Here is a 21777-nt window from a genome sequence, read left to right on the forward strand (position 1 = left end):
GCCTGGTCAGTTGTCCGGCCACGGTGATATCCATCGGTTCTGCGGTGAGTCAGACACCGACCTGGGCTTTGAACTCCCGCCGGCGCCGGTGCAGGATCGGCTCGGTGTAGCCGTTGGGCTGAGTGGTCCCGGACAGGATCAGCTCGCGTGCGGCCGCGAACGCGATGCTGGACTCGAAGTCCGGTGCCATCGGCAGGTAACTCGCGTCGCCGGCGTTCTGGAGGTCCACCGCCGGGGCCATCCGCTCCAAGCTGGACTGCACATCGTCGGCGGTGATCACCCCGTGCCGCAACCAGTTCGCCAGCAGCTGTGACGAGATCCGAAGGGTGGCACGGTCTTCCATCAGCGCCACGTCGTGGATGTCGGGAACCTTCGAGCAGCCCACACCCTGGTCGATCCAGCGCACCACGTAGCCCAGGATCGACTGGCAGTTGTTGTCGACCTCTTCGCGGATCTCGTCGGGCGCCCAGGCCAGACCCTCCGACAGCGGGATGGTCAGCAGCGCATCGATTGTGGCGCGCCGCTTTCCGGCCAGTTCTTTCTGCACCTCGAACACGTCCACCTGGTGGTAGTGCATCGCGTGCAGGGTGGCGGCGGTCGGGGACGGAACCCACGCCGTGCTCGCACCCGAGCGCGGGTGGCCGATCTTCTGGGTGACCATGTCGGCCATCAGGTCGGTCATCGCCCACATGCCCTTGCCGATCTGGGCGTGACCGGTCAAGCCGGTGGCCAATCCCGCATCGACGTTGTTGTCCTCGTAGGCCAGGATCCACGGCTGCGACTTCATGCTGGCCTTGCGGACCATCGGCCCGGCCTCCATCGAGGTGTGGATCTCGTCGCCGGTGCGGTCCAAGAAGCCGGTGTTGATGAACACCACCCGGTCGGCGACGGCCTTGATGCACGCCCGCAGGTTGACCGTGGTGCGCCGCTCCTCGTCCATGATGCCGATCTTGAGGGTCTTCTGCGGCAGGCCCAGGACGTCTTCGACCCGGCTGAACAGCTCGGCGGTGAAGGCGACCTCATCGGGACCGTGCATCTTGGGCTTGACGATGTAGATGGACCCGGTGCGGCTGTTGACCAGCGGCCCGGTGTCGTCGGAGGCGGTCAGGCCGTGCGAGGCGATCAGCCCGGTGAACAGCGCGTCCTGGATGCCCTCGAACACCTCTGCGCCGGCGCTGTTGACGATGGCGTCGTTAGTCATCAGGTGACCCACGTTGCGGACGAACATCAGGCTGCGGCCCGGCAGGGTCAGGGTTCCCCCGTCCGGGGCGGTGAACTCACGGTCGGCGGCAAGGGTGCGGGTGAAGGTCTTGTCGCCCTTGCGGACCTGCTCGGACAGGTCGCCTCGGTTCAGTCCCAGCCAGTTGCGGTAGCCGAGCACCTTGTCCTCGGCGTCGACCGCGGCCACCGAGTCTTCGAAGTCCATGATCGTGGTGACCGCCGATTCGAGCACCACGTCTTTGATGCCGGCGGCGTCGGTGGACCCGATCGGTGACTCCGGGTCGATCAGGATTTCGAGGTGCAGGCCGTGATGGGACAGCAGCACCGACGACGGCGAGGCGGCCTCACCGGTGTAGCCGACGAATTCCGCGGGAGCGGCGACCGCGGTCTCCAGGCCGTCGCCCAGCGTGACCACCAGCGCGCCATCGTTCACCGCGAAACTCTTGACCTCGGTCCAGGCGCCGTTGGCCAGCGGCACGGAGTCGTCGAGGAACCGGCGGGCGTAGGCGATCACCTTGTCGCCGCGCACCTTGTTGTACGACGTACCCTTCTCGGCGCCGTCGTCTTCGCTGATCACGTCGGTGCCGTAGAGCGCGTCGTACAGGGAGCCCCAGCGGGCGTTGGCGGCGTTGAGCGCGAAGCGGGCGTTGAGCACCGGGACCACCAGCTGCGGGCCGGCCTGCACCGCGATCTCGTCGTCCACACCGGCGGTGGTGACGGTGAAGTCCTCGGGTTCGGGCAGCAGGTAGCCGATCTCGGTGAGGAAGGCCCGGTACGCCTCGGTGTCCAGCGGCTCGATCACCCGGTGCCGGTGCCACTTATCGATCTGCGCCTGCAGCTCGTCGCGACGCGCCAGCAACTCCTGGTTCTTGGGCGTCAGATCGGTGACGACTTTGTCCACGCCGGCCCAGAAGCTGTCGGGGTCGACACCGGTGCCCGGCAGCGCCTCGTCGGTGATGAAGTCATACAGCACGCGTGCGACCTGCAAGTCGCCCACCGACACCCGGTCCGTCATGATTTCCTCCCTCATAGCCGATCTACCACCTTACCGGCAGGTCGCGAGGCTATTCGCATCCGGCGATTTCTGTCAGCAGGTCGCACCGATCCAACAGTGCGGCCCGCAACGGTGCGGCGCGGTGTGCGATCTCGCTTTGGCAGCGGACGTATTCGGCACGGCCGGCCGCGCTTTCGATGGTGATCGGCGTATAGCCGTAATCGCTCAGGTCATAGGGGCTGGCGCGCATGTCGATCTCGCGCGCCGACGCAGCTAGCTCCAGGCAGGCCAGCTGTAGTTCGGAGTCGATCAGCGGCCCCAGCTTGTAGCACCACTTGTAGATGTCCATGTTGGCGTGCAGGCAACCCGGCTGCTCCCAAGCGATTTGGGTGGCCCGGCTCGGCGTCCCGGCGTTGCGCGGCGCGGCGGCCGGGGTGAAGAACCGGACCGCGTCGAAGTGGGTGCAGCGCAGCGGCATTGACTCCACCACCGCGTCGGTCTCGGCCGCACCCAGGCGCAGCGGAACATGACCGTGGCGCACGGTATCGCCCTGAAAGACCATCGCCCACTCGTGCAGGCCGAAGCAGTTCAGCTGGGCGGGCCGTTGTCCGGTGGCGCGCAACAGCCGTGCGATGAACGTCACGGTGTCAGCTCGCTCACGCAGGTATTCCTCGGTGACACCGACCTGGCCGTTGCGCACCGCGTAGCCGCGCCGTGCCCGGTAGTCGCGGACCGCCTCCGGCCCGGCGAGTGCCACCCCGAAGCCGGGATTCCAGCTGCGCAACTGCGCCGGTCGCAGGCTGTAGTAGCTGAACAGGAATTTCGGCACCGGGTCGCCGGCCGCGATCCGGCGCAGGAGCGGGGCCAAAAAGTCCTCAAGGCGCTGCCGGTATGCCACGGCCCGGGCCTGCCACTGCCTGCCTTCCAGAACCCGTTCTGCCAGGTCAAACACGGTGCGTCCCGTCGCGGACGGTGCCGACGACGTCCTCGACCATGTCTTCAAGGGTCACCATCGCCACCGCCGTACCGTCCTCGGCGACCGCCAGCGCCAGATGGCTGTTACGGCGGCGCAGCCGCGACAACGCATCGGCCAGCGGCAGGGAGGCGGGGATGCGCGGCAGCGGCCGTACCACCGCGACGTCGACGACAGCGTCCCCCGACCCGGTGGAGGTCTCGCCGTGCAACAGCACGTCCTTGATGTGTAGGTAGCCGACGAATTCGCCCTGGTCGACGACCGGGAACCGGGAGTAACCGGTCTGGGCGAAGGCCTTTTCGATAGCCGCGACGGTGGGGCCGCTCCCAGTGGCTGCCACCGGCACGGCGCGAATGTCGCCGATCGGCAGCGCGACATCGGCGACCACCCGGGTGCGGATCTGCAGGGCGCGGGTCAACCGGGTGTATTCCTCGAGGTCGAGCAGACCCGCCGAGACCGACTCGGCGATCATCTCGCTCAACTCGACGGTGGACACCGTGATCTCCAGCTCGTCCTTGGGCTCCACCCGCAGGGCCCGCATGATGACGTGCGCGCACCAGTTGTAGAAGACGATGAACGGCCGCGCGGCGGCCATGTAGAGCAGGTAGGGCGGGATCAGCAGCATCGCCGCGGTCTCCGGGCCGGCCAAGGTGATGTTCTTCGGAACCATCTCGCCGAACAGCACATGCAGGGTGACCACGACCGCCAGGGCGACGACGAACGCCACTGTGTGCAGCAGCGGATCGGGGATGCCCGCCAGCCGGAACGGGTGTTCGAGCAGGTCAGCGACTGCTGGCTCACCGATACGGCCGAGCAGGATCGAACACACTGTGACCCCGAGCTGGAAGCCGGCCAGCATCAGGGGCAGCTGTTCACCGGCGCGAATGACGGTGACCGCGCTGCGCCTGCCTTGTTCGGCCAGGGCCTCCAGCCGGTCCCGGCGGGCCGAGATGAGCGAGAACTCCGCGCCGACGAAGAACCCGTTTCCGACGATCAGCACCACCGTGAGCACCACGTTCAGCACGTCACCCATCCCGTGCCCCCAAATGGGTGAGCTCCAGCAGGTCGATACGCCGGCCGTCCATCCGGACCACCCGGGCCAGCCAGCGTGGCGGGTGCGTGGAGAGCTCGTCGGGGTCGAACGCTGTCAGCTCCACGGTCTCGCCGGCCTCCGGAATGTGGCCGAGTTCCTGCAGCACCAGTCCGCCGATGGTCTCGTAGGAACCCTCCGGTGCGCGGTAGCCGGTGGCGGCGGCCACCTCGTCGATGCGCAGCAGGCCCGATACCTGCCAACCGCCGCCGGAGGCCACGACGTCGGGGGTGGCGTCGTCGTGTTCATCGCGGACATCGCCGACGATCTCCTCGATGAGGTCTTCGACGGTCACCATGCCTGCGGTGCCGCCGTATTCGTCGACGACCATGGCGGCCTGCTGGCCGTTGGCCCGGATCTGTTCCATCACGGCGTCGCCGTCGAGGGTCGAGGGCACCACCGCGACCGGTTGAGCCACGGTCGTGACCCGGGTGGATGCGCGATCGGCGACGGCGACCGCGAACACCTGCTTGACGTGAACGATGCCGACGGTGGCGTCCAGATCGCCGTCGACAACCGGAAACTTGGAGAAACCGGTGTCGATGGCGACCGCGGCCAGATCGGCGACAGTGTCGCCGGCCTGCAGGCTCACGATCTTGGATCGCGGCGTCATCAGCTCGGCGGCGGTCAGGGCACCGAACCGCAGCGAACCCTCCACCAAAGCGGCGGTTGTCGGGTCGAGGGCACCGCTGCGTGCCGAATTGCGCACCAGCGACGCCAGCTCGCGCGCCGAGCGCGCCGAGGCCAGCCGGTCGGCGGGCTCGATCCCGAACCGGCGCAGGATGCGGTTCGCTGTCCCGTTGGTCACCCGGATTGCGATCGCGAACAGCCGGGAGAACAGCAGCTGCGGCCCCGCCACTGCGCGGGCGATCGGCAGCGGGCGCGCCACGGCCAGGTTCTTGGGCACCAACTCGCCAAAGACCATGGACAACGACGTGGCGATCACCAGCGCAAGGGCCAGCGCGATCCCGCCGGTCATCCGCTCGGGCAGGCCCACAGCCACCAGTGGGAGGCGCAGCCAGCGGGCCAGCACCGGTTCGGCCAGATAGCCGGTGGCCAGCGTGGTAATCGAGATGCCCAGCTGGGCGCCCGACAGCTGAAATGACAGCGTGCGGTGGGCGTCTTGGATGTAGGCGTCCCGACGGCCGCCGCGATGGGCGTTGGCCTCCACGACGCTGCGTTCCAGGGTGGTCAGGGAGAACTCGGCGGCCACGAAGACCGCGGTGCCCAGGGTCAGGATCGCGAACGCCAGCAGACTGGCTACCGTGACAGCGATGGTCATGGCGACATCCTGCGAGCTGTCGCGACGCCGTTACGCCTGCTCGCGCCCATGGGTCTCACCAGCCGAACGGTAGCGGATGGCCCTCGGCGAATCCCGCAGCTGACTGCACTCCCAGCACCACCCGGTCATGCAACCCGGCCAGATCGGCCGCCCCGACATAGGTGCAGGTACTGCGGAGTCCGGCGGTGATGTGGTCCAGCAGATCCTCGACGCCGCCGCGTTCGGGGTCCACGGCCATCCGCGACGTCGAGATGCCTTCCTCGAACAATGCCTTGCGGGCCCGGTCGAACGCACTGTCAGCGGCGGTGCGCGCGGCCACCGCGCGTTTGGACGCCATTCCGTAGCTTTCCTTGTACGGCTTGCCGTCGCGGTCGAACATCAGATCGCCGGGGGACTCATAGGTCCCGGCGAACCAGGAGCCGATCATCACGTTCGACGCTCCCGCGGCCAGCGCCAGCGCGACATCGCGGGGATGGCGCACCCCGCCGTCGGCCCATACGTGTGCGCCGAGTTCGCGCGCTGCGCTCGCACATTCGACGACAGCGGAGAACTGGGGGCGGCCCACGCCGGTCATCATCCGGGTGGTGCACATGGCGCCGGGCCCGACGCCGACTTTGACGATGTCGGCGCCTGCGGCGATCAGGTCCCGGGTGCCCTCGGCCGACACCACATTTCCGGCCACCAGCGGCACACCCGGCTTCAATGCCGCGACCGCGCGGATGGCCGCCAACGCCTTTTCCTGGTGCCCGTGGGCGGTGTCGATGACCAGCAGATCTACGCCGGCCGACAGCAGGGCTGCCGCCCGGGACGTGACGTCGCCGGTGATGCCCACCGCGGCGGCGATCCGCAAGCGCCCGGATCCGTCGGTCGCGGGGGCGTAGATCCCGGCCCGAATCGCGCCGGTGCGGGTCAACACGCCGGCCAGGGTGCCGTCGGGATTGGTCAGCACCGCGACATCGACCGGCGCGTGCTCCAAAAGATCGAAGACGCCGCGCGCATCGGTGCCGACCGGCGCGCTGATCAGTTCGGGGAGCGCGACATCACGGACTCGGGTGAAGCGATCCACGCCCTCGCAGCAGGCCTTGGTGACCAAGCCGGTGGGCCGGCCGTCGACCACCACGACCGCGACGCCGTGCGCGCGTTTGGTGATCAAGGCCATCGCGTCGGACACCGAGTCTTCGGGAGAGAGAACGACCGGGGTGTCGGCGATCAGGTCGCGACTTTTCACGAACGCCACGGTGTTGCGCGCGGCGTCGATCGGCAGATCTTGGGGCAGCACCACGATCCCGCCGCGGCGAGCCACCGTCTCGGCCATCCGTCGGCCGGCCACCGCGGTCATATTGGCCACCACCACCGGGATGGTGGTGCCCGACCCGTCGCGGGTGGACAGGTCGACGTCCAGACGTGAGTCGACGGCCGAGCGGTTAGGGACGATGAAAACGTCGTTGTAGGTCAGGTCGTGGGTGGGGTCATATCCGCTGACGAATCTCATCGGGCGGCCACCATCGGTCTGTCGGGTTCCGAAGAGCCCATCTATTCGCCTCCACACGTCGTGAGCCGGATCCGGCATTCGCCGGGCGCACCGCCCGGTCAGCCACGCTACCGCCCGCGCGATGGCGGATACCACCTGACGCGATATCCACCGAATGAAAAATTGATCTTCCTCACAGCAGGCTCGTCGGTTAAACTTATGAAGACTTTTAAGGGAGCGGAGATGACAGTTAGCTGCCACGAGCGAGGCGCCGCCACCGCGGCCCCGGTTGCAGCTTCTTGCGTCCCCCCGGAGGTCGGTCGTGGCGTCCGCCGACAGGCGATCGAGGCGACGCTGGAACGGCGGGAATGCACCGTCGAGGGATATCTGCAGCGCAAACTGCACCGGCAGTGGCGCAACCGGGGATCGTAACCCGCCCAATCCGACTCGTAATCGGCCGCGAAGGCTCAGGTTTGTGCTCTGTCTTGGATTGCAGCACAAGCAATTTGACGAAGCTATCTGCTGACGAGCAGATCGGCGATCTCGGCCTTCCGATCCGATCGACGATTTCCGACGCCGATGCGGCGTACCCCCCATTGGGGGCGCAGAGCGAGATGCGAAGCGCTCTTGCGCAGCATCGAACGTGATCGTGCACGGCGCAGGCACGGCGATTGAAGAACACGCTGTCGACTGCGCGATGATCTGGGCCCTATTTCAGTTAGCTCGCGCGCGGCTGAATAGCGCTTCCGAAACTGAGAACTAACTGAATCATTGCTGAATCCGATAACACTCAAAAGAGGTAGGCGCCATGCAGGCAAACCACGTTCTGTCCCTCACCGCCAGCGCCGCGCTGGCCGGCGGCATCGCCGTCGTCCCGGTCGCGGCGTCGTCGCCACCCGCGGCCGCATTCGACATTCAGCTCACCGCGCAAGACATCGTTATCGACTTCGTGCGGCACGCAGAAATGATCTCGCCGTACGAAAACATGCTCACCCCCTCCCCGGATCATCCCGGGGCTCCGCTCAGCGACGTCGGACAGCAACAGGCGTCCGACGTCGGGAACCAGCTCTTCAACGAGCTCGGCCAGGTCGCCGGCATCTTCAGCGGGCTGGGGCTTCGGGTGACGGAAACCGCCGATCCGTTCGCCGGCCTGGAGGGCATGACCCCACAGCTGTTGACCCAACTCGACGAGGTTGACAGCGGAATCTATGCGCTCGATCCCATCGAAAGCCTCGGCGGCCGCACGGCCTTTCTGACCGTGGGCGGCTGGTCGTTGGGAGCGCCACTGGGGTTCGCACTGCTGTCAGCCCCGGGCTCGCACGACGCGAACGGGATCGTCATGGGTGAAAGATTCGACGACGGTGTTCAAACAATGTATGACCACGCACTGGCCAACAGCGACGTCGTCAGCGACAACGGCCAGGTCACCGATGTCGCATTCACCAGCACAGCGTCGATCTTCACGTGGGTCATGCAGAACGTCGACAACCCCGACATACCGTTCTTCCTGGACCTCATCAAAGAGGCAAACAGTGTCCCGAACGGCCAGACGACCATTTTCTTGCCCAACACCGCCATCGTCGAAGTCCAGGGCAACCCCACCGACGGCTGGACGCTGGTCAGCTGGGACGGGCACGCCATCGCGGCGGATCCGGATCTGCTGAGCGCGCTGTTCGTCGACGTGCGGGACGTGATGCTGCCGGCGCAAGCTGCGCTCTGGCACACCTGGGAGGCCATCCTGGGCGGTGATCCCACGGCGATCATGAACGCGGTGCAGACCGGCTTGGACGACGTCGGCTCGGCGCTACTCCAGTTCCCAGGATCGGTGTTCACCGACATCATCGACGCCTTCGGAAATCTCGGTTAGGAGTTAGCCGCCATGCAGACACATTCGATCTCTCCGATTGCCGCCGGTGTCGCCCTCGTCGGAGCAGGTGTCATAGCCGTCGTCCCGCCGGCGCAACCCGGTGGCGCGGTCTCCGGCATCACGCTCACCAGCGGTGAGACCCAAGATATCGTCATCGATATCGTGCGGCACGGCCAGCGAATGCCGCCGTACAACGACATGATCACCCCCTCGCCGGACCACCCGGGTCCGCCGCTCAGCGATCTGGGCGTGCAACAGGCGCAGGCCGTGGCTGACAAGCTCCACGACCAACTCGGTGACCACGTCGCGGGGATCTTCTCCGGACAAGCGATCAGAGACATGGACACGGCCGCGCCGTTCGCCGCCTTGGAGCACATGACGACGCAGATCCTGTCCGGACTCAACGAGATTGACAGCGGCATCTATGCGGGCCAGCCGATCGCCAGCCTGGCCGGCTTCCTGTACCAGTTCACGCCGATGCTCTGGACCTTGTTCGGATTGGTGTTGGCGCCCATCCCCGGTTCGATCGAGGACCCTAATGGCGTGGTGATGGACCAGAACTTCACCGGCGCCGTCAACGCGATGTACAGCGCAGCGATGGCCAACCCGGTCGTCAGCGACAACGGCGACATCACCGCGGTGGCGTTTAACAACGAAGCCGACATCGCCGCCTGGGTAGCGCTCAACGTCAAGAACCCGGACATCTCACTGCTGTTGCCACTGACGCTGCAGACCATGTTCGCCAACGACGACGGATCCCCGATGCTGCCCAACACCGGCATTGTGCAGATCGAGGGCAACCCCACCGACGGCTGGACGCTGGTCAGCTGGAACGGGATCGCTGTCCCAGAAGACCCGGGTCTGCTGACGAAACTGATCATGGACGTGCGCGACCTGATCATCACACCGCAAGTTGCCGCGTGGAACCTCTACCAGGCCTTGCTCGGCGGCGACGCGACCACCATCGGTGACGCCCTGCAGACCGGACTGCACGACATCAGCACGACGTTCCTGGGATTCCCCGAGGTGGTGCTGCACGACATCACCGATGCGTTGGCGAACCTCGGGGCGGCCGACGCGAGCGGCTCGGCACTTGCCGATCTGCTGGCGTTGATCTGAGGCGCAGCGCACAATGACCGCGATGACGAATGAACCGTGGCGAAGCAGTGTGAGCGAGTGGCAAGACGGTGGCCGGTGGGTGTCTACCGACGCGGGCCGGTTGTTTGTGCGATCAGGTGCGGGGGATGGGCCGACTGTTCTACTGCTACACGGCTTTCCATCGTGTTCCTATGATTTCCGGTCGGTCGTGGACCGGCTTGCCGGTCGGGCCTGGCTGACGATGGATTTCCTCGGGTTCGGCTTGTCGGAGAAGCCGAACCCGCACCGCTACAGCCTGTTCGAGCAGGCCGACCTGGTGGAGCAGGTGGTGGCATCGAGCGCATCGGGTCCGGTGGTGTTGGCCGCCCACGACATGGGCACCTCGGTCGCCACCGAACTGTTAGCCCGCGATCTCGAGGGCACCCTGAGCTTCGAGCTGCGACGTGCGGTGCTGACCAACGGCAGCGTGATCTTGGAGCGGGCCAGCCTGCGGCCGATCCAGAAGGTACTGCGCGGCCCGTTCGGTGGTCTCGCCGCCCGACTGACCAACCGGCGCAGCTTCGTTCGCGGCTTCGGCCGGCTATTCAGCCCGGATCATCCGCTGACCGCTGATGAGGCCGCCGCGCAGTGGGCCCTGCTGACGCACAACGGCGGAAACCGGATCGCGCACCTGCTCTCGGCCTACCTCGACGAACGGGTGCGGTATGCGCAACGCTGGCACGGCGCAGTGCGCGACTGGCCCAAGCCGCTGGGCTTCGTGTGGGGCCTGGGCGATCCGGTCGCCACCACCAATGTGCTCGACGGCCTGCGGCAGCTGCGCCCGGCCGCCGACGTCGTCGAGCTGCCCGGGCTGGGCCACTATCCGCAGATCGAGGACCCGCAGGCGTTCACCGACGGCGTGCTGAGCCTGCTGGTTTAGGTCTCTAGACCGGCACTTCGCTGCGGTCGGCGCTCCACAGTGTGTGGAACTTGCCGTCCGAGTCCGTCCGGCCGTAGCTGTGCGCGCCGAAGTAGTCGCGCTGGGCCTGGGTCAGGGCGGCCGGCAGTCGCTCGGTCCGCAGGCCGTCGTAGTAGGCCAGGGCTGAGGAGAAACCGGGGGCCGGGATCCCCAGGCTGATCGCCGTGGTCACGACTCGACGCCAGGAGTCGATGGCGGCCTCGACCGCGCTGCGGAAATACGGCGCGGCGAGCAGGCTCACCAGGTCGGCGTCGGTGTCGAAGGCCTCTTTGATGCGGTTGAGGAACTTCGCGCGAATGATGCAGCCGCCCCGCCAGATGGTCGCCAGGTCCCCCGGGGTGACATTCCAGCCGTACTCGGCGCTACCGGCCTGAATCTGGTTGAAGCCTTGCGCATACGCGACGATCTTGGAGGCATACAGCGCCTGGCGGACGTCCTCGGTGAACCGGGCCGCATCCGCGGGACGTTCGCCGAGGCTTCCGGCGGCCAGCCCCACCGCGGCGCGACGCTGCGGGACCGAGCCCGACAGCGCCCGGGCGAACACCGCCTCGGCGATGCCGGTGACCGGTACTCCCAGGTCCAGAGCGGACTTCACGGTCCAGCGTCCGGTGCCCTTCTGCTCGGCCTCGTCGACGATGATGTCGACCAGCGGCTGGCCGGTCTTGGCGTCGACCTGCCGCAGAACCTCGGCGGTGATCTCGACCAGGTAGCTGTCCAGATCCCCGGAGTTCCACTCGGTGAACACCTCGGCGATCTGCGGTGCGGCCAGGCCCAGCCCGTCACGCAGCAGCTGGTAGGCCTCACCGATCAGCTGCATGTCGGAGTACTCGATGCCGTTGTGCACCATCTTCACGAAGTGCCCTGCGCCGTCGGGACCGATGTGGGTGCAGCACGGCACTCCGTCGACGTGAGCGGAGATCTCCTCGAGCAGCGGGCCCAGCGACTCGTAGGACTCTTTGGGGCCGCCCGGCATGATCGAGGGACCGTTCAGTGCACCTTCCTCGCCGCCGGAGATCCCGGCCCCGACGAAGTGCAGGCCGCGGGCGGCCATCGCCTTCTCCCGGCGGATGGTGTCGGTGTAGAGCGCATTGCCGCCGTCGATGATGATGTCGCCGGGCTCCATCGCGTCGGCGAGTTCGTTGATGACGGCGTCGGTGGGGTCGCCGGCCTTGACCATGATCAGCACACGGCGCGGCTTCTCCAGGGCGGCAAGGAATTCCGGAATCGTCTCGCTGCGCACAAAGCTGCCTTCGGAACCGTAGGCGTCGAGCAGCGCGTCGGTCTTGGCGACCGACCGGTTGTGCAGTGCCACGGTGTAGCCATGGCTGGCGAAGTTGCGCGCGATGTTGGATCCCATAACTGCCAGTCCGGTCACGCCGATCTGGGCGGTGCCAACAACTTCCGACGCGCTCATGTATTCGCCTCTCGGTGGTAGGTGATTCGATGCCCGGCACGCCGGACGGCGCGGGTTACCCCGCGATCAGTCGGTGCAGTTCAGTGAGCCACGGTACCGCCAGTGCCACCGTGGGCACCGTCAGCACCCCGGCTGCGGCCGAATAGGCGGCAGCGGCCAGCGCTGGACTGTTGCCCTGCCCCGACAACCGTTGCACGCGCAGCACCGTGTTGGTGCCGCCGGCCGCCAGCGCACCGGCGGGGACTTTGGCTGAGGCACAGGTCACCAGGGCGCGGGCCAGGGGAGGAGCGCCGGCCACCCGAACGGCCGCGTCGTCGGCAAGCAGCTCGATCAACAGTCGCACCGCGTCCAGGGCGCTGGCGCTTCGCACGAACCAGGGGAACGCGGTGTGCACGGCCGAGAACGCCTCGAGTACCAAGTCGTGCCGTGCACGCAGATGGGCCCGCTCATGGCAGAGCAGCGCGGCCAACTCGGTGTCACCGAGCGCGTCCAGCGTGCCGGAACTGACCACCACCCGACTGCGCACCCCGGGCAGGCAGTAGGCGAGTGGCTGCATCACCTGCAGAATGCGCAGTCCACTGGTGCGTATGGCGGGTGGGCGGTCGGTGACACTGACCAGGTCGACGAGCATGCGGTGGTGGGCCCGGCGTTGCCGGGTGCGGATCGCGACCCGCAACACCGTCCACGTGAGGCGCATCCCGACCATCAGGGTCAACACGAAGACCGCGACGTAGAAGGTCCACAGCGGCCAACCTAAGCGATCCAGGGAGCCGAGGATCGTCGTGGTGGGCCGGCCGTCCGGGCCGGGCATCAGCAGGCGGCTCGCGGTGGCCAGGCCCGCGCTGAACGCGGACAGCACCGCGGCAATCGCGATGGCCTGCCAGAGCACCAACGCGGCCCGCGGAGCGCGGAGCGGCCAGTCAGCGCGCGCCAGCAGGGCGGGTACCGGCCCTACGAGCAACAGCGCGACGATGGAAAAGGCCAGCGCGGACACGCTGTAAGTCTCCCTCAGGACGCAGGTCGGTCGCTACCTGGGAGGCGGATGCGATGTTTGGCCTCTAGTTCGTCCAGCGCACGGCGCAACGCGTCGGCCTCGTCGACGCCGACGCGTTCGACGAAATGCACCAGCGCAGCCCGGCGGTCTCCGGAGTCAGCGGCCTGATCGAGTGCCTCCACCATCAGCCCGGCAACCAATTCGTCGCGGCCCCGGACCGGTGTGTAGCGGTGTGCACGGTCATCGCGAATCTGCGACACCAGGTTCTTCTTGGCCAGTCGCTGCAGGACCGTCATCACAGTCGTGTAGGCCAGGTCGCGCTGCGCCGACAGCGCCTCGTGGACCTCGCGCACCGTCTGAGACTCCGGCGATGACCACAGGTGGTCCATCACCGCTCGTTCCAAGTCCCCTAAATGGGTCTGCTTCGCCATGTTTGTTATCAACTCCCCGGGCAACGGAGCAAGCCTACCCTTAATTACTACCGGGCGTCGTATCAGAAGCTGAGGGTCTGCTGCGACCCCGGTGTGACACCGAACGGATCGCCCAGGAGGGCCCCAGCGGGGATCGTGTACAACCATCACATGGCAGCCACCGGATTTCCGTCCGACTTCTCCGCGCCCTTCGACTCCGAGATCGGCCTGGTCTACACCGACATCGGCCCGGACGGTGCGCACGCGCAATTGGAGCTGCAGGCCAAGCTCTGCCAGCCGGCGGGCATCGTGCACGGCGGCGTGTACTGCTCGATCATCGAGAGCGTGGCCAGCGTCTCGGCACATAGCTGGCTCAACCGCGACGGTGGCGACGCGGTCGGCACCGTGGTCGGGGTCAACAACAACACCGACTTCCTGCGAGCGGTCTCGTCGGGAACCGTCTACGCCGCATCCACCCCGATTCATCGCGGCCGGCGCCAGCAGCTGTGGTTGGTGACGATCACCGATGCCGACAAGCGCATGCTCGCCCGCGGCCAGGTCCGGTTGCAGAACCTGGCGGATTAGATTCTCGGCGAGGCCAAGCCGGCTCCGCCGCGCTTGCAGCCGCCGCTGTGCCGATGGCGGTGGTCTGCTGCGCCCGGCTCCGCCGCGCTTGCAACCGCCGCTAGCTGACCGCGCGCTCCGCGCCGCGTTGCGCCTCGGCCGCCAGCACTTCGAGCTGCTCCAGGCGTGTTCTGGCGAACGCCTGCTGCTCGGTGATGGTGAGCTGGCCGCGCCGGGTGCTCAGGAAGGTCACGTTCCACGACAGCAGGGTGCTGATCTTGTTCTTGAACCCGACCAGGTAGATCAGGTGCAGTCCCAGCCAGGCCAGCCAGGCCAGGAAACCGCTGAACTCCAGCGGCCCGATCTTGGTGACCGCGGAGAACCGGGACACGGTGGCCATCGAGCCCTTGTCCAGGTACTGGAAGGGCTCCCGGTCGGCCGGGTCGGCGCCGCCCAGCTCGGCCTTGATGGTGCTGGCGGCGTGCTTGGCGCCCTGGATGGCGCCCTGCGCCATACCGGGGACACCGTCGATGGCCGCCATGTCGCCGACGACGAAGACATTCGGGTGGCCCGGCACGGACAGGTCCGGCAACACTTTGACCCGCCCGGCGCGGTCGAGTTCGACGTCGGACTGCTCAGCGAGATCCCGGCCCAGCGGGCTGGCCGACACACCGGCGGACCACACCTTGCACTGGGATTCGATCCGCCGGGTCTTGCCGTCGGCGTCCTTGACGGTCAGGCCGTTGCGGTCGACGTCGGTGACCATGGCACCGAGCTGGATCTCCACGCCCATCTTCTGCAGCCGCTCGGCGGCCCGACGGCCCAGCTTCTCGCCCATCGGCGGCAGCACGGCCGGAGCGGCGTCGAGCAGAATCACCCGCGCCTTGGTCGAGTCGATGTTGCGGAACGCGCCCTTGAGTGTGTAGTTGGCCAACTCGGCGATCTGCCCGGCCATTTCGACGCCGGTGGGGCCCGCACCGACGACGGTGAAGGTCAGCAGCTTCTCCCGCCGGGCTTCGTCGCGGGACCGCTCGGCCTGCTCGAAGGCGCTCAGGATGCGGCCCCGCAGCTCCAGCGCGTCGTCGATGGTCTTCATGCCCGGCGCGAACTCGGCGAACTGGTCGTTGCCGAAGTAGGACTGCCCGGCGCCGGCCGCGATGATCAGGCTGTCGAACGGGGTGTCGTAGGTGTGGCCGAGCACTTCGGAGGTGACGAACTTGCCGGCCAGGTCGATGCGGGTGACGTCGCCGAGCAGCACCTGGGCGTTGCGCTGCTTGCGCAGTACGACGCGGGTGGACGGCGCGATCTCACCCTCGGACAGGATGCCCGTCGCAACCTGGTACAGCAGGGGCTGGAACAGGTGGTGGGTGGTGCGGGCGATCAACTTGACGTCGACGTCGGCACGCTTGAGCTTCTTCGCCGCGGTCAGCCCACCGAATCCCGAGCCGATGATGACGACCTGGTGGCGTCGGCTCTGCTGCGCAGTGACTTCAGGCTGGGCGCTCATGGGAATCCGGTTGCTCCTCGACGGTGACTGCGTTCCCCCAATACGCTAGTCGACCTAAAAGGTGGTCACTGCATCCAGTGGTTGTGGGATTAGCCACTCCCGTCACAGTCAGCCGAAGCAGGCCAGCGCTCCGTGGCCGACGTGCAGCGTCTCGCCGGTGATGTGCCGGGCAGCCGGCGAGGTCAAAAACACCGCGAGGCGGGCGATTTCAGCGGCTCCGGTGGGCGGCACACGGGTCAGGCCGTCGTAGCCCGGTCGGGCGCCTTCGCCGGCGGCCACCACATTGACGGTGATCCCGCGGGTGCCGAACGTGGTGGCCTGGCCGGCGGTCCAGTTCGACAATGCGGCCTTGACCGCCGCGTCGGCACTGCCGTCGCGGGGGTTCTCCGGCAGTACCGAGATGATCGATCCGCCCGAGCGCAGGTGGTCGCCGATGGTCCCGACGGTCAGCACGGCCGAGAGCACGGTGGCGTCGAGCGCGCTGCGCCAGGCGTTGGCCTGGTCGGCCAGCGAATAGCCGCGCGGGTCGCCACCCTGCCAGCGCGGTGCCGGGACGTTGACGATGGTGTCGAGGTGGTGCGGAAACAGTCCCCGGGCAGCCAGCATGCTTTCCGCGTCGGTGTTGTCGCAGACGACCGCATTGGCGTCGAGTTCTTTGGCGGCAACCTCAAGCTCGGGGCCCCGCAAACCGGCGAGCGTCACCTTGTGGCCAGCCTCGCTGAAACCCTCGGCAATGGTGCGACCCAATTCGGTGTCACCACCGGTGACCAGCACATCCATCGGTAGATCCTCCTCGTGTTCCGGGCTATGTTACTGGACGGTAGCCGGTTTGCGGGGATGGGGCGGAACTCGGCCCAGACACAATCCGGCCACAGTCCGGGGTGCGCCCGGCCCCGACCCGCCGCGCGCCGCTTGCGATCGCCGCGGTGTTGACGGCGCCGACCCGCCGCGCGCCGCTTCGCGCCGCTTGCGATCGCCGCTAGGCTCCCAGCCATGGGGCGTACCCAGGTGGTCTGCGGGGCGGTGGCGGTCATGCTGGCGGCGGGAGTGGCCGGCTGTAGCTCCGAGCCGGCGTCCCCGACGATCACGGTGTTCGCGGCGGCGTCGCTGCAGCCGGCGTTCACCGAGATCGCCGAGCAGTTCAAAACCGACAATCCCGGTGTGGCGGTGGCCTTCAACTTCGCCGGATCCTCGGACCTGGCCACCCAACTGACACAGGGGGCGCGCGCCGACGTCTTCGCCTCGGCCAACACCACCCAGATGGACAAAGTCGCGCAGGCCGGCCTGCTGGACGCCGCGGCGGTGCCGTTTGCCACCAACACGCTGGTGATCGTGACCGCACCCGGCAATCCGCACGGCGTGCGGTCCTTCGCCGATCTGGCGCTACCCGGGCTCGCCGTGGTGGTGTGCCAAGCGCCGGTCCCGTGCGGCGCGGCGACCCACAAGGTCGAAGACGCCACCGGCGTTACCGTCACCCCGGTCAGCGAGGAGCCCGACGTCACCGACGTCCTCAACAAGGTCACCACCGGCCAGGCCGACGCCGGTGTGGTGTACCGCACCGATGCGCAACACGCCGGCGACAAGGTGGCCACCATCGAGTTCCCCGAGGCTGCCGGAGCGGTCAACACCTACCCGATCGCGCTACTGCGGGAAGCGCCTTCGCCCGGGCCGGCCCGCGCGTTCGTCGATCTGGTCACCGGCGAAGCGGGGCGCAAGGTGCTGCACGCCGCCGGTTTCGGTAAGCCCTGACCGGCCGTGGTCGGCCGGCCTGATGACCTGCCGGGCTGGGTCTATGTGCCCGCCGCGATCGGCGCGGCGTTCGTGGTCCTGCCGCTGGTGGGGATCGCCACGAAAGTCGACTGGCCGCATTTCTGGTCATTGATCAGCAGCGCGTCCGCCACCACAGCGCTGCAACTGAGCCTGCGCACCGCGGCTGCCAGCACCGCGCTGTGTGTGGTGCTGGGTGTGCCGATGGCGTTGGTCCTGGCGCGCAGCCAGGCACGAGTGGTGCGCCTGCTGCGGCCGTTGGTGTTGTTGCCGCTGGTATTGCCGCCGGTGGTGGGTGGAATTGCGCTGCTGTACGCGTTCGGCCGGCTGGGATTGCTGGGCCGCTATCTGGAAGCCGCCGGCATCCATATCGCGTTCACCACCACCGCGGTGGTACTGGCGCAGACCTTCGTGTCGTTGCCGTTTCTGGTGATCGCCCTGGAAGGCGCGGCGCGGACCGCCGGTGCCGACTACGAGAGGGTGGCGGCCACGCTGGGTGCCCGGCCCAGCGCGGTGTGGTGGCGGGTCACGCTGCCACTGTTGACGCCAGGCCTGATCTCCGGAGCGGTTCTGGCATTCGCGCGCTCCCTCGGGGAATTCGGGGCGACGCTGACTTTTGCCGGCTCCCTTGAAGGCGTCACCCGGACGTTGCCGCTGGCTATCTATCTGCAGCGCGTGTCGGATGCTGACGCCGCGGCGGCGATGTCGTTGTTGCTGGTGGCTGTTGCCGCAGCGGTGGTGCTCGTCGTGGGTGTTCGGCGACTGGGCGGCATCGGGTGAGCGCCCAAGCCGGCGGGCTCACGTTGCAGGCGGTCGTCGCCGAGCGTGGCCTGGACGTGCAGCTGAACGTCGAGCCGGGCGAAGTGCTGGCGGTCCTGGGGCCCAACGGCGCCGGGAAGTCGACATTGCTGCACGTGATCGCGGGGCTGCTGCAGCCCGACGAGGGCCTGGTCCGCGCAGGTGATCGGGTGCTGACCGACACCCGGGCCGGAGTGCGGGTGGCCACCTGTGAGCGCCGGGTGGGGCTGCTGCTGCAGGATCCGCTGCTGTTTCCGCACTTGAGCGTGGCGGCCAACGTTGCATTCGGGTCGCATCTCCGGCGTCGCTTCGACCTGCGCCGGGCGCGCACCCGCGCCCTCGCGGCGCCGTGGCTGAGCGCGGTCGACGCCGAAGGGCTGGCCGAGCGCCGGCCGCGCAGTCTCTCCGGCGGGCAGGCGCAGCGGGTCGCGATCGCCCGTGCCCTGGCCGCCGAACCGGAGGTGCTGTTGCTCGACGAGCCGCTGGCCGGGCTCGACGTGGGAGCGGCGGCCGCGGTGCGCACCGTGCTTCGTGACGTGCTCGGTGCGGCCGGCCGCACCACCGTGCTGGTCACCCACGACCTGCTCGACGTGTTTGCGTTGGCTGATCGGGTCTTGGTCCTCGAATCCGGTCGGATCGCCGAGATCGGCCGCGCCGCAGACATATTGGCCGCACCGCGGAGTCGCTTCGGGGCGCAGATCGCCGGAGTCAATCTGGTCGCGGGGGTGCTTGACCCCACCGGCGTGTTGCGCACCGGGTGGGGAGAACAGTGGCACGGCACCACCGACGACGGTGTGGAACCGGGCCGGCCGGCGGTCGCGGTCAGCACACCGCGGGCGGTGGCGGTCTACCGGGAACCGCCGCGCCACGGCAGTCCCCGCAATCTGCTTGAGGTGATCGTGGCCGAGCTCCATGTGCGCGGCAGCACGGTCCAGGTGCGCGGAGTGGACCAGCCGGACGGAGCGCCGGGACTGGCGGCGGACATCACCGCGGACGCCGCAGCGGAGCTGCGTCTGGCACCGGGGGAGACGGTCTGGTTCGGGGTCAAAGCCCAGGAAGTGACGCTGCGCGCGACACACCCCGGCACGGCGTAACTTGCGTACCGATGGCAACGCGGTAGGTTTTTCTGCCATGAAGCAGGTGGACCTGACCTCCAGGGGAATTCGGGCGATGGCCGCGACCGCGGTAGCCGGTGCGTTGGCATTCGCCGTTGCGGCGCCGGTGTATGCGGACCCGGTGCCGCCGCCTCCTCCCGCGCCGCCGGCCAGCGCGGATGCCCCGCCGGCCGACCCGAACGCCCCGGCTCCGGCCGCTGAGCCGGCCGCACCCGAGGTGGGCCGTGTCGACGACGTCGCGGGCGGGTTCAGCTTCGTGCTGCCGGGAGGCTGGGTGCAGTCCGACACCAGCCACCTCGAGTACGGCTCGTCGCTGCTGAGCAAGAAGACCGGTGAGCCGATGCTGCCGGGGCAGCCGGCGCCGGTGGCCAACGACACCCGGATCGTGCTCGGCAAGCTCGACCAGCGGCTCTACGCCAGCGCCGAGGCCGACAACGCCAAGGCCGCCACCCGCCTCGGATCGGACATGGGCGAGTTCTTCATGCCCTACCCCGGCACCCGCGCCAACCAGGTGAACGCTCCGCTCACCGGGGGCGGCCTGACCGGTAGTGCGTCGTACTACGAGGTCAAGTTCACCGACCCGGCCAAGCCGGTCGGCCAGATCTGGAGTGGCGTGATCGGTGTCCCGCCGGCCGAGGGCACCGGCCCGCAGACCGAACGGTGGTTCGTGGTGTGGCTGGGCACCGCCAACAACCCGGTGGACACCAACGCGGCCATCGCGTTGACGGAGTCCATCCGGCCGCTGGGCGCGACCCCCGCCGAAGCAGCGCCTGCTCCGGTCCCGGGCATTCCCGGAATCCCGGCGCCCGCGCCGGCGCCCGCTCCCGCACCTGCACCTGCACCTGCACCTGCTCCGGCCCCGGCACCTGCTGCGTAATCACTGCTGATCACGCCCATGGCCGGAAGCTATCTCGCTGCTGCACTGTCGACACCGACGTCGGTCAGCTGGCTGGCCTATGTCCTGATCGGCGGCATCGCCGGCTGGCTGGCGAACCGCATCATGAAGCGCGGTGGCTCCGGGATCCTGCTCAACGTCTTGATCGGCGTGATCGGCGGATTCATCGGCGGCATGCTGCTCGGCTGGCTTGGTGTGGACGTTGAGCACGGCCGCAGGTGGTTCACCTTCTTCGTCTCGCTAGGCGGGGCCATCATCTTGCTGTGGGTCGTGGGATTGGCTCGCCGCAGGTAGCCGTCCCGGCTGTCGAACGCGCACCATAGGTCTATGGCGTCGCAGTTGGCCGGGGTGTCGATGTCGGGATGGCGCGTCCAAAGGCCGGGCCCGATAGCCGACCGACCGCTCGAGCGGGTCAATACCGCGGTGCCGCGACCGCAGCCGTCAGAACTGCTGCTTGCCGTGCGGGCCTGCGGCGTGTGCCGCACCGACCTGCATGTCGCCGAAGGAGACCTTCCGGTGCACCGGCCCGGGGTGATCCCTGGCCACGAGGTGGTCGGTGAAGTCGTCGAGGTCGGCGCCGACGCCGGTGACGAGTTCGCGGTGGGGGACCGGGTCGGTATCGCCTGGTTACGACACACCTGCGGCACCTGCCGCTACTGCCGTCGGGGCGACGAGAACCTCTGCCCGCGGTCGCGCTACACCGGCTGGGATGACGACGGCGGCTATGCCGAATTTGCCACTGTCCCCGCAGCTTTCGCACTGCGATTGCCCGGCGGCTACAGCGACACCGAGTTGGCGCCGTTACTATGCGCGGGCATCATCGGCTACCGGTCCTTGCAGCGTGCGGACCTGCCCGCGGGCGGGCGGTTGGGGATCTACGGATTCGGCGGCAGTGCGCACATCACCGCGCAGGTCGCCCTCGCCAGCGGCGCCGAGGTACATGTGATGACCCGCGGTGAACGAGCGCGCGAACTGGCACTGGAACTGGGCGTTGCCTCGGCCCAGGGCGCCGCGGATCCGCCACCGGTGCCGCTGGACTCCGCGATCCTGTTCGCCCCGGTCGGTGAGCTGGTGCTGCCCGCCTGCCAGGCGCTGGACGCCGGCGGCACACTGGCCATCGCCGGCATCCATCTCAGCGACATCCCACCGCTGAACTACCAGCGCCACCTGTTCCGTGAGCGTCAGATCCGGTCGGTCACGTCCAATACCCGCGCGGACGCCCACGCCTTCCTCGATTTCGCGGCAGCGCACCACATCGACGTGACGACGCCGGTGTATTCGCTGGGTGACGCCGACCGGGCGTTGATGGACCTGGGAGCGGGCCGGATCGCAGGTGCGGCTGTGCTGTTGGTCTAAAAC

20 protein-coding genes are annotated in these 21777 nt (G+C 68.1%); 10 read left to right on the plus strand and 10 right to left on the minus strand.

Features of this window, described 5'->3' with window-relative positions; all coding sequences use genetic code 11:
- Positions 1-49: 49 nt before the first annotated feature.
- Genes RCP37_RS10005 through RCP37_RS10025 form a run of 5 tightly spaced genes read right to left on the minus strand, consistent with a single transcriptional unit; the run spans position 50 to position 7052 of the window.
- Positions 50-2236 carry a malate synthase G gene (locus RCP37_RS10005; RefSeq protein WP_308486690.1) on the minus strand — a complete coding sequence of 729 codons (2187 nt, stop codon included), beginning with the start codon at positions 2234-2236 and terminating at the stop codon, positions 50-52.
- A 49-nt stretch (positions 2237-2285) separates the two neighbouring features.
- Positions 2286-3167 (minus strand): 3-methyladenine DNA glycosylase, encoded by an 882-nt coding sequence (locus tag RCP37_RS10010; protein WP_308486691.1) that lies wholly within the window; start codon positions 3165-3167, stop codon positions 2286-2288.
- On the minus strand, positions 3160-4221 hold the full coding sequence (locus RCP37_RS10015; RefSeq protein WP_308486692.1) for a hemolysin family protein: 1062 nt from the start codon (positions 4219-4221) through the stop codon (positions 3160-3162). The genes RCP37_RS10010 and RCP37_RS10015 overlap by 8 nt, the downstream gene beginning before the upstream one ends.
- A complete protein-coding gene (locus tag RCP37_RS10020; protein ID WP_308486693.1) occupies positions 4214-5560 on the minus strand; it encodes a hemolysin family protein in 1347 nt (448 codons plus the stop codon). The genes RCP37_RS10015 and RCP37_RS10020 overlap by 8 nt, the downstream gene beginning before the upstream one ends.
- Positions 5561-5615: 55 nt before the next feature.
- Complete coding sequence (locus RCP37_RS10025) at positions 5616-7052, minus strand: GuaB1 family IMP dehydrogenase-related protein (RefSeq protein WP_308486694.1); 1437 nt, start codon at positions 7050-7052, stop codon at positions 5616-5618.
- Between the two features lie 787 nt (positions 7053-7839).
- Between RCP37_RS10025 and RCP37_RS10030 the strand changes: the two genes are divergently transcribed.
- From RCP37_RS10030 to RCP37_RS10040, 3 genes are read left to right on the plus strand one after another with little or no spacing between them, the layout of a single operon-like run.
- Entirely contained in the window at positions 7840-8898 is a 1059-nt protein-coding gene (locus RCP37_RS10030; RefSeq protein ID WP_308486695.1) for a phosphoglycerate mutase family protein, read from the plus strand.
- A gap of 12 nt (positions 8899-8910) precedes the next feature.
- A complete protein-coding gene (locus RCP37_RS10035) occupies positions 8911-10017 on the plus strand; it encodes a histidine phosphatase family protein (protein ID WP_308486696.1) in 1107 nt (368 codons plus the stop codon).
- A 13-nt stretch (positions 10018-10030) separates the two neighbouring features.
- A complete protein-coding gene (locus RCP37_RS10040) occupies positions 10031-10915 on the plus strand; it encodes an alpha/beta fold hydrolase (RefSeq protein WP_373693142.1) in 885 nt (294 codons plus the stop codon).
- Between the two features lie 4 nt (positions 10916-10919).
- On the opposite strand, the gene gndA is transcribed toward RCP37_RS10040, so the two are convergent.
- The 3 genes from gndA to RCP37_RS10055 are packed head-to-tail and all read right to left on the minus strand — an operon-like array spanning position 10920 to position 13793.
- The gene (gene gndA, locus RCP37_RS10045) at positions 10920-12368 is read right to left on the minus strand and encodes an NADP-dependent phosphogluconate dehydrogenase (RefSeq protein ID WP_308486698.1); all 1449 of its coding nucleotides are present in this window, start codon (positions 12366-12368) and stop codon (positions 10920-10922) included.
- A gap of 55 nt (positions 12369-12423) precedes the next feature.
- On the minus strand, positions 12424-13362 hold the full coding sequence (locus RCP37_RS10050) for a M56 family metallopeptidase (protein WP_308486699.1): 939 nt from the start codon (positions 13360-13362) through the stop codon (positions 12424-12426).
- A 14-nt stretch (positions 13363-13376) separates the two neighbouring features.
- Positions 13377-13793: a BlaI/MecI/CopY family transcriptional regulator gene (locus tag RCP37_RS10055; protein ID WP_308486700.1), complete on the minus strand. Its 417-nt coding sequence runs from the start codon at positions 13791-13793 to the stop codon at positions 13377-13379.
- A 150-nt stretch (positions 13794-13943) separates the two neighbouring features.
- Here RCP37_RS10055 and RCP37_RS10060 point away from each other — a divergent pair, with 150 nt between their 5' ends.
- Positions 13944-14357 (plus strand): PaaI family thioesterase, encoded by a 414-nt coding sequence (locus tag RCP37_RS10060; protein WP_308486701.1) that lies wholly within the window; start codon positions 13944-13946, stop codon positions 14355-14357.
- Positions 14358-14457: 100 nt separating this feature from the next.
- Here RCP37_RS10060 and RCP37_RS10065 read toward each other — a convergent pair whose 3' ends face one another.
- Both RCP37_RS10065 and RCP37_RS10070 read right to left on the minus strand, forming a co-directional pair.
- The gene (locus RCP37_RS10065; protein WP_064887449.1) at positions 14458-15843 is read right to left on the minus strand and encodes a type II NADH:quinone oxidoreductase Ndh; all 1386 of its coding nucleotides are present in this window, start codon (positions 15841-15843) and stop codon (positions 14458-14460) included.
- Positions 15844-15951: 108 nt separating this feature from the next.
- On the minus strand, positions 15952-16623 hold the full coding sequence (locus RCP37_RS10070) for an SDR family oxidoreductase (RefSeq protein WP_308486702.1): 672 nt from the start codon (positions 16621-16623) through the stop codon (positions 15952-15954).
- A gap of 213 nt (positions 16624-16836) precedes the next feature.
- Here RCP37_RS10070 and modA point away from each other — a divergent pair, with 213 nt between their 5' ends.
- The 6 genes from modA to RCP37_RS10100 are packed head-to-tail and all read left to right on the plus strand — an operon-like array spanning position 16837 to position 21774.
- Positions 16837-17592: a molybdate ABC transporter substrate-binding protein gene (modA, locus tag RCP37_RS10075; protein ID WP_308486703.1), complete on the plus strand. Its 756-nt coding sequence runs from the start codon at positions 16837-16839 to the stop codon at positions 17590-17592.
- A 6-nt stretch (positions 17593-17598) separates the two neighbouring features.
- Positions 17599-18390 (plus strand): ABC transporter permease, encoded by a 792-nt coding sequence (locus RCP37_RS10080; protein ID WP_308486704.1) that lies wholly within the window; start codon positions 17599-17601, stop codon positions 18388-18390.
- Positions 18387-19502 carry a sulfate/molybdate ABC transporter ATP-binding protein gene (locus RCP37_RS10085; protein WP_308486705.1) on the plus strand — a complete coding sequence of 372 codons (1116 nt, stop codon included), beginning with the start codon at positions 18387-18389 and terminating at the stop codon, positions 19500-19502. Before RCP37_RS10080 ends, RCP37_RS10085 begins: the two co-directional genes overlap by 4 nt.
- 37 nt (positions 19503-19539) lie before the next feature.
- A complete protein-coding gene (locus RCP37_RS10090) occupies positions 19540-20400 on the plus strand; it encodes an alanine and proline-rich secreted protein Apa (protein ID WP_308486706.1) in 861 nt (286 codons plus the stop codon).
- Between the two features lie 18 nt (positions 20401-20418).
- Positions 20419-20712: a GlsB/YeaQ/YmgE family stress response membrane protein gene (locus RCP37_RS10095; RefSeq protein ID WP_067969336.1), complete on the plus strand. Its 294-nt coding sequence runs from the start codon at positions 20419-20421 to the stop codon at positions 20710-20712.
- Between the two features lie 33 nt (positions 20713-20745).
- Positions 20746-21774: a zinc-binding alcohol dehydrogenase family protein gene (locus RCP37_RS10100; protein ID WP_308486707.1), complete on the plus strand. Its 1029-nt coding sequence runs from the start codon at positions 20746-20748 to the stop codon at positions 21772-21774.
- Positions 21775-21777 lie beyond the last annotated feature (3 nt).

The sequence above is a fragment of the Mycolicibacter sp. MU0102 genome, assembly GCF_963378105.1.
Classification (GTDB): Bacteria; Actinomycetota; Actinomycetes; order Mycobacteriales; family Mycobacteriaceae; genus Mycobacterium; species Mycobacterium holstebronense.

Excerpts from the sequence above, each read along its gene's own strand:
- RCP37_RS10005 (WP_308486690.1), bottom strand. The coding sequence starts at position 2,236 with ATGACGGACCGGGTGTCGGTGGGCGACTTGCAGGTCGCACGCGTGCTG.
- RCP37_RS10015 (WP_308486692.1), bottom strand. The coding sequence starts at position 4,221 with ATGGGTGACGTGCTGAACGTGGTGCTCACGGTGGTGCTGATCGTCGGA.
- RCP37_RS10020 (WP_308486693.1), bottom strand. The coding sequence starts at position 5,560 with ATGACCATCGCTGTCACGGTAGCCAGTCTGCTGGCGTTCGCGATCCTG.
- RCP37_RS10025 (WP_308486694.1), bottom strand. The coding sequence starts at position 7,052 with ATGAGATTCGTCAGCGGATATGACCCCACCCACGACCTGACCTACAAC.
- RCP37_RS10030 (WP_308486695.1), top strand. The coding sequence starts at position 7,840 with ATGCAGGCAAACCACGTTCTGTCCCTCACCGCCAGCGCCGCGCTGGCC.
- RCP37_RS10035 (WP_308486696.1), top strand. The coding sequence starts at position 8,911 with ATGCAGACACATTCGATCTCTCCGATTGCCGCCGGTGTCGCCCTCGTC.
- RCP37_RS10040 (WP_373693142.1), top strand. The coding sequence starts at position 10,031 with ATGACCGCGATGACGAATGAACCGTGGCGAAGCAGTGTGAGCGAGTGG.
- gndA (WP_308486698.1), bottom strand. The coding sequence starts at position 12,368 with ATGAGCGCGTCGGAAGTTGTTGGCACCGCCCAGATCGGCGTGACCGGA.
- RCP37_RS10055 (WP_308486700.1), bottom strand. The coding sequence starts at position 13,793 with ATGGCGAAGCAGACCCATTTAGGGGACTTGGAACGAGCGGTGATGGAC.
- RCP37_RS10060 (WP_308486701.1), top strand. The coding sequence starts at position 13,944 with ATGGCAGCCACCGGATTTCCGTCCGACTTCTCCGCGCCCTTCGACTCC.
- RCP37_RS10065 (WP_064887449.1), bottom strand. The coding sequence starts at position 15,843 with ATGAGCGCCCAGCCTGAAGTCACTGCGCAGCAGAGCCGACGCCACCAG.
- RCP37_RS10070 (WP_308486702.1), bottom strand. The coding sequence starts at position 16,623 with ATGGATGTGCTGGTCACCGGTGGTGACACCGAATTGGGTCGCACCATT.
- modA (WP_308486703.1), top strand. The coding sequence starts at position 16,837 with ATGGGGCGTACCCAGGTGGTCTGCGGGGCGGTGGCGGTCATGCTGGCG.
- RCP37_RS10090 (WP_308486706.1), top strand. The coding sequence starts at position 19,540 with ATGAAGCAGGTGGACCTGACCTCCAGGGGAATTCGGGCGATGGCCGCG.
- RCP37_RS10095 (WP_067969336.1), top strand. The coding sequence starts at position 20,419 with ATGGCCGGAAGCTATCTCGCTGCTGCACTGTCGACACCGACGTCGGTC.
- RCP37_RS10100 (WP_308486707.1), top strand. The coding sequence starts at position 20,746 with ATGGCGTCGCAGTTGGCCGGGGTGTCGATGTCGGGATGGCGCGTCCAA.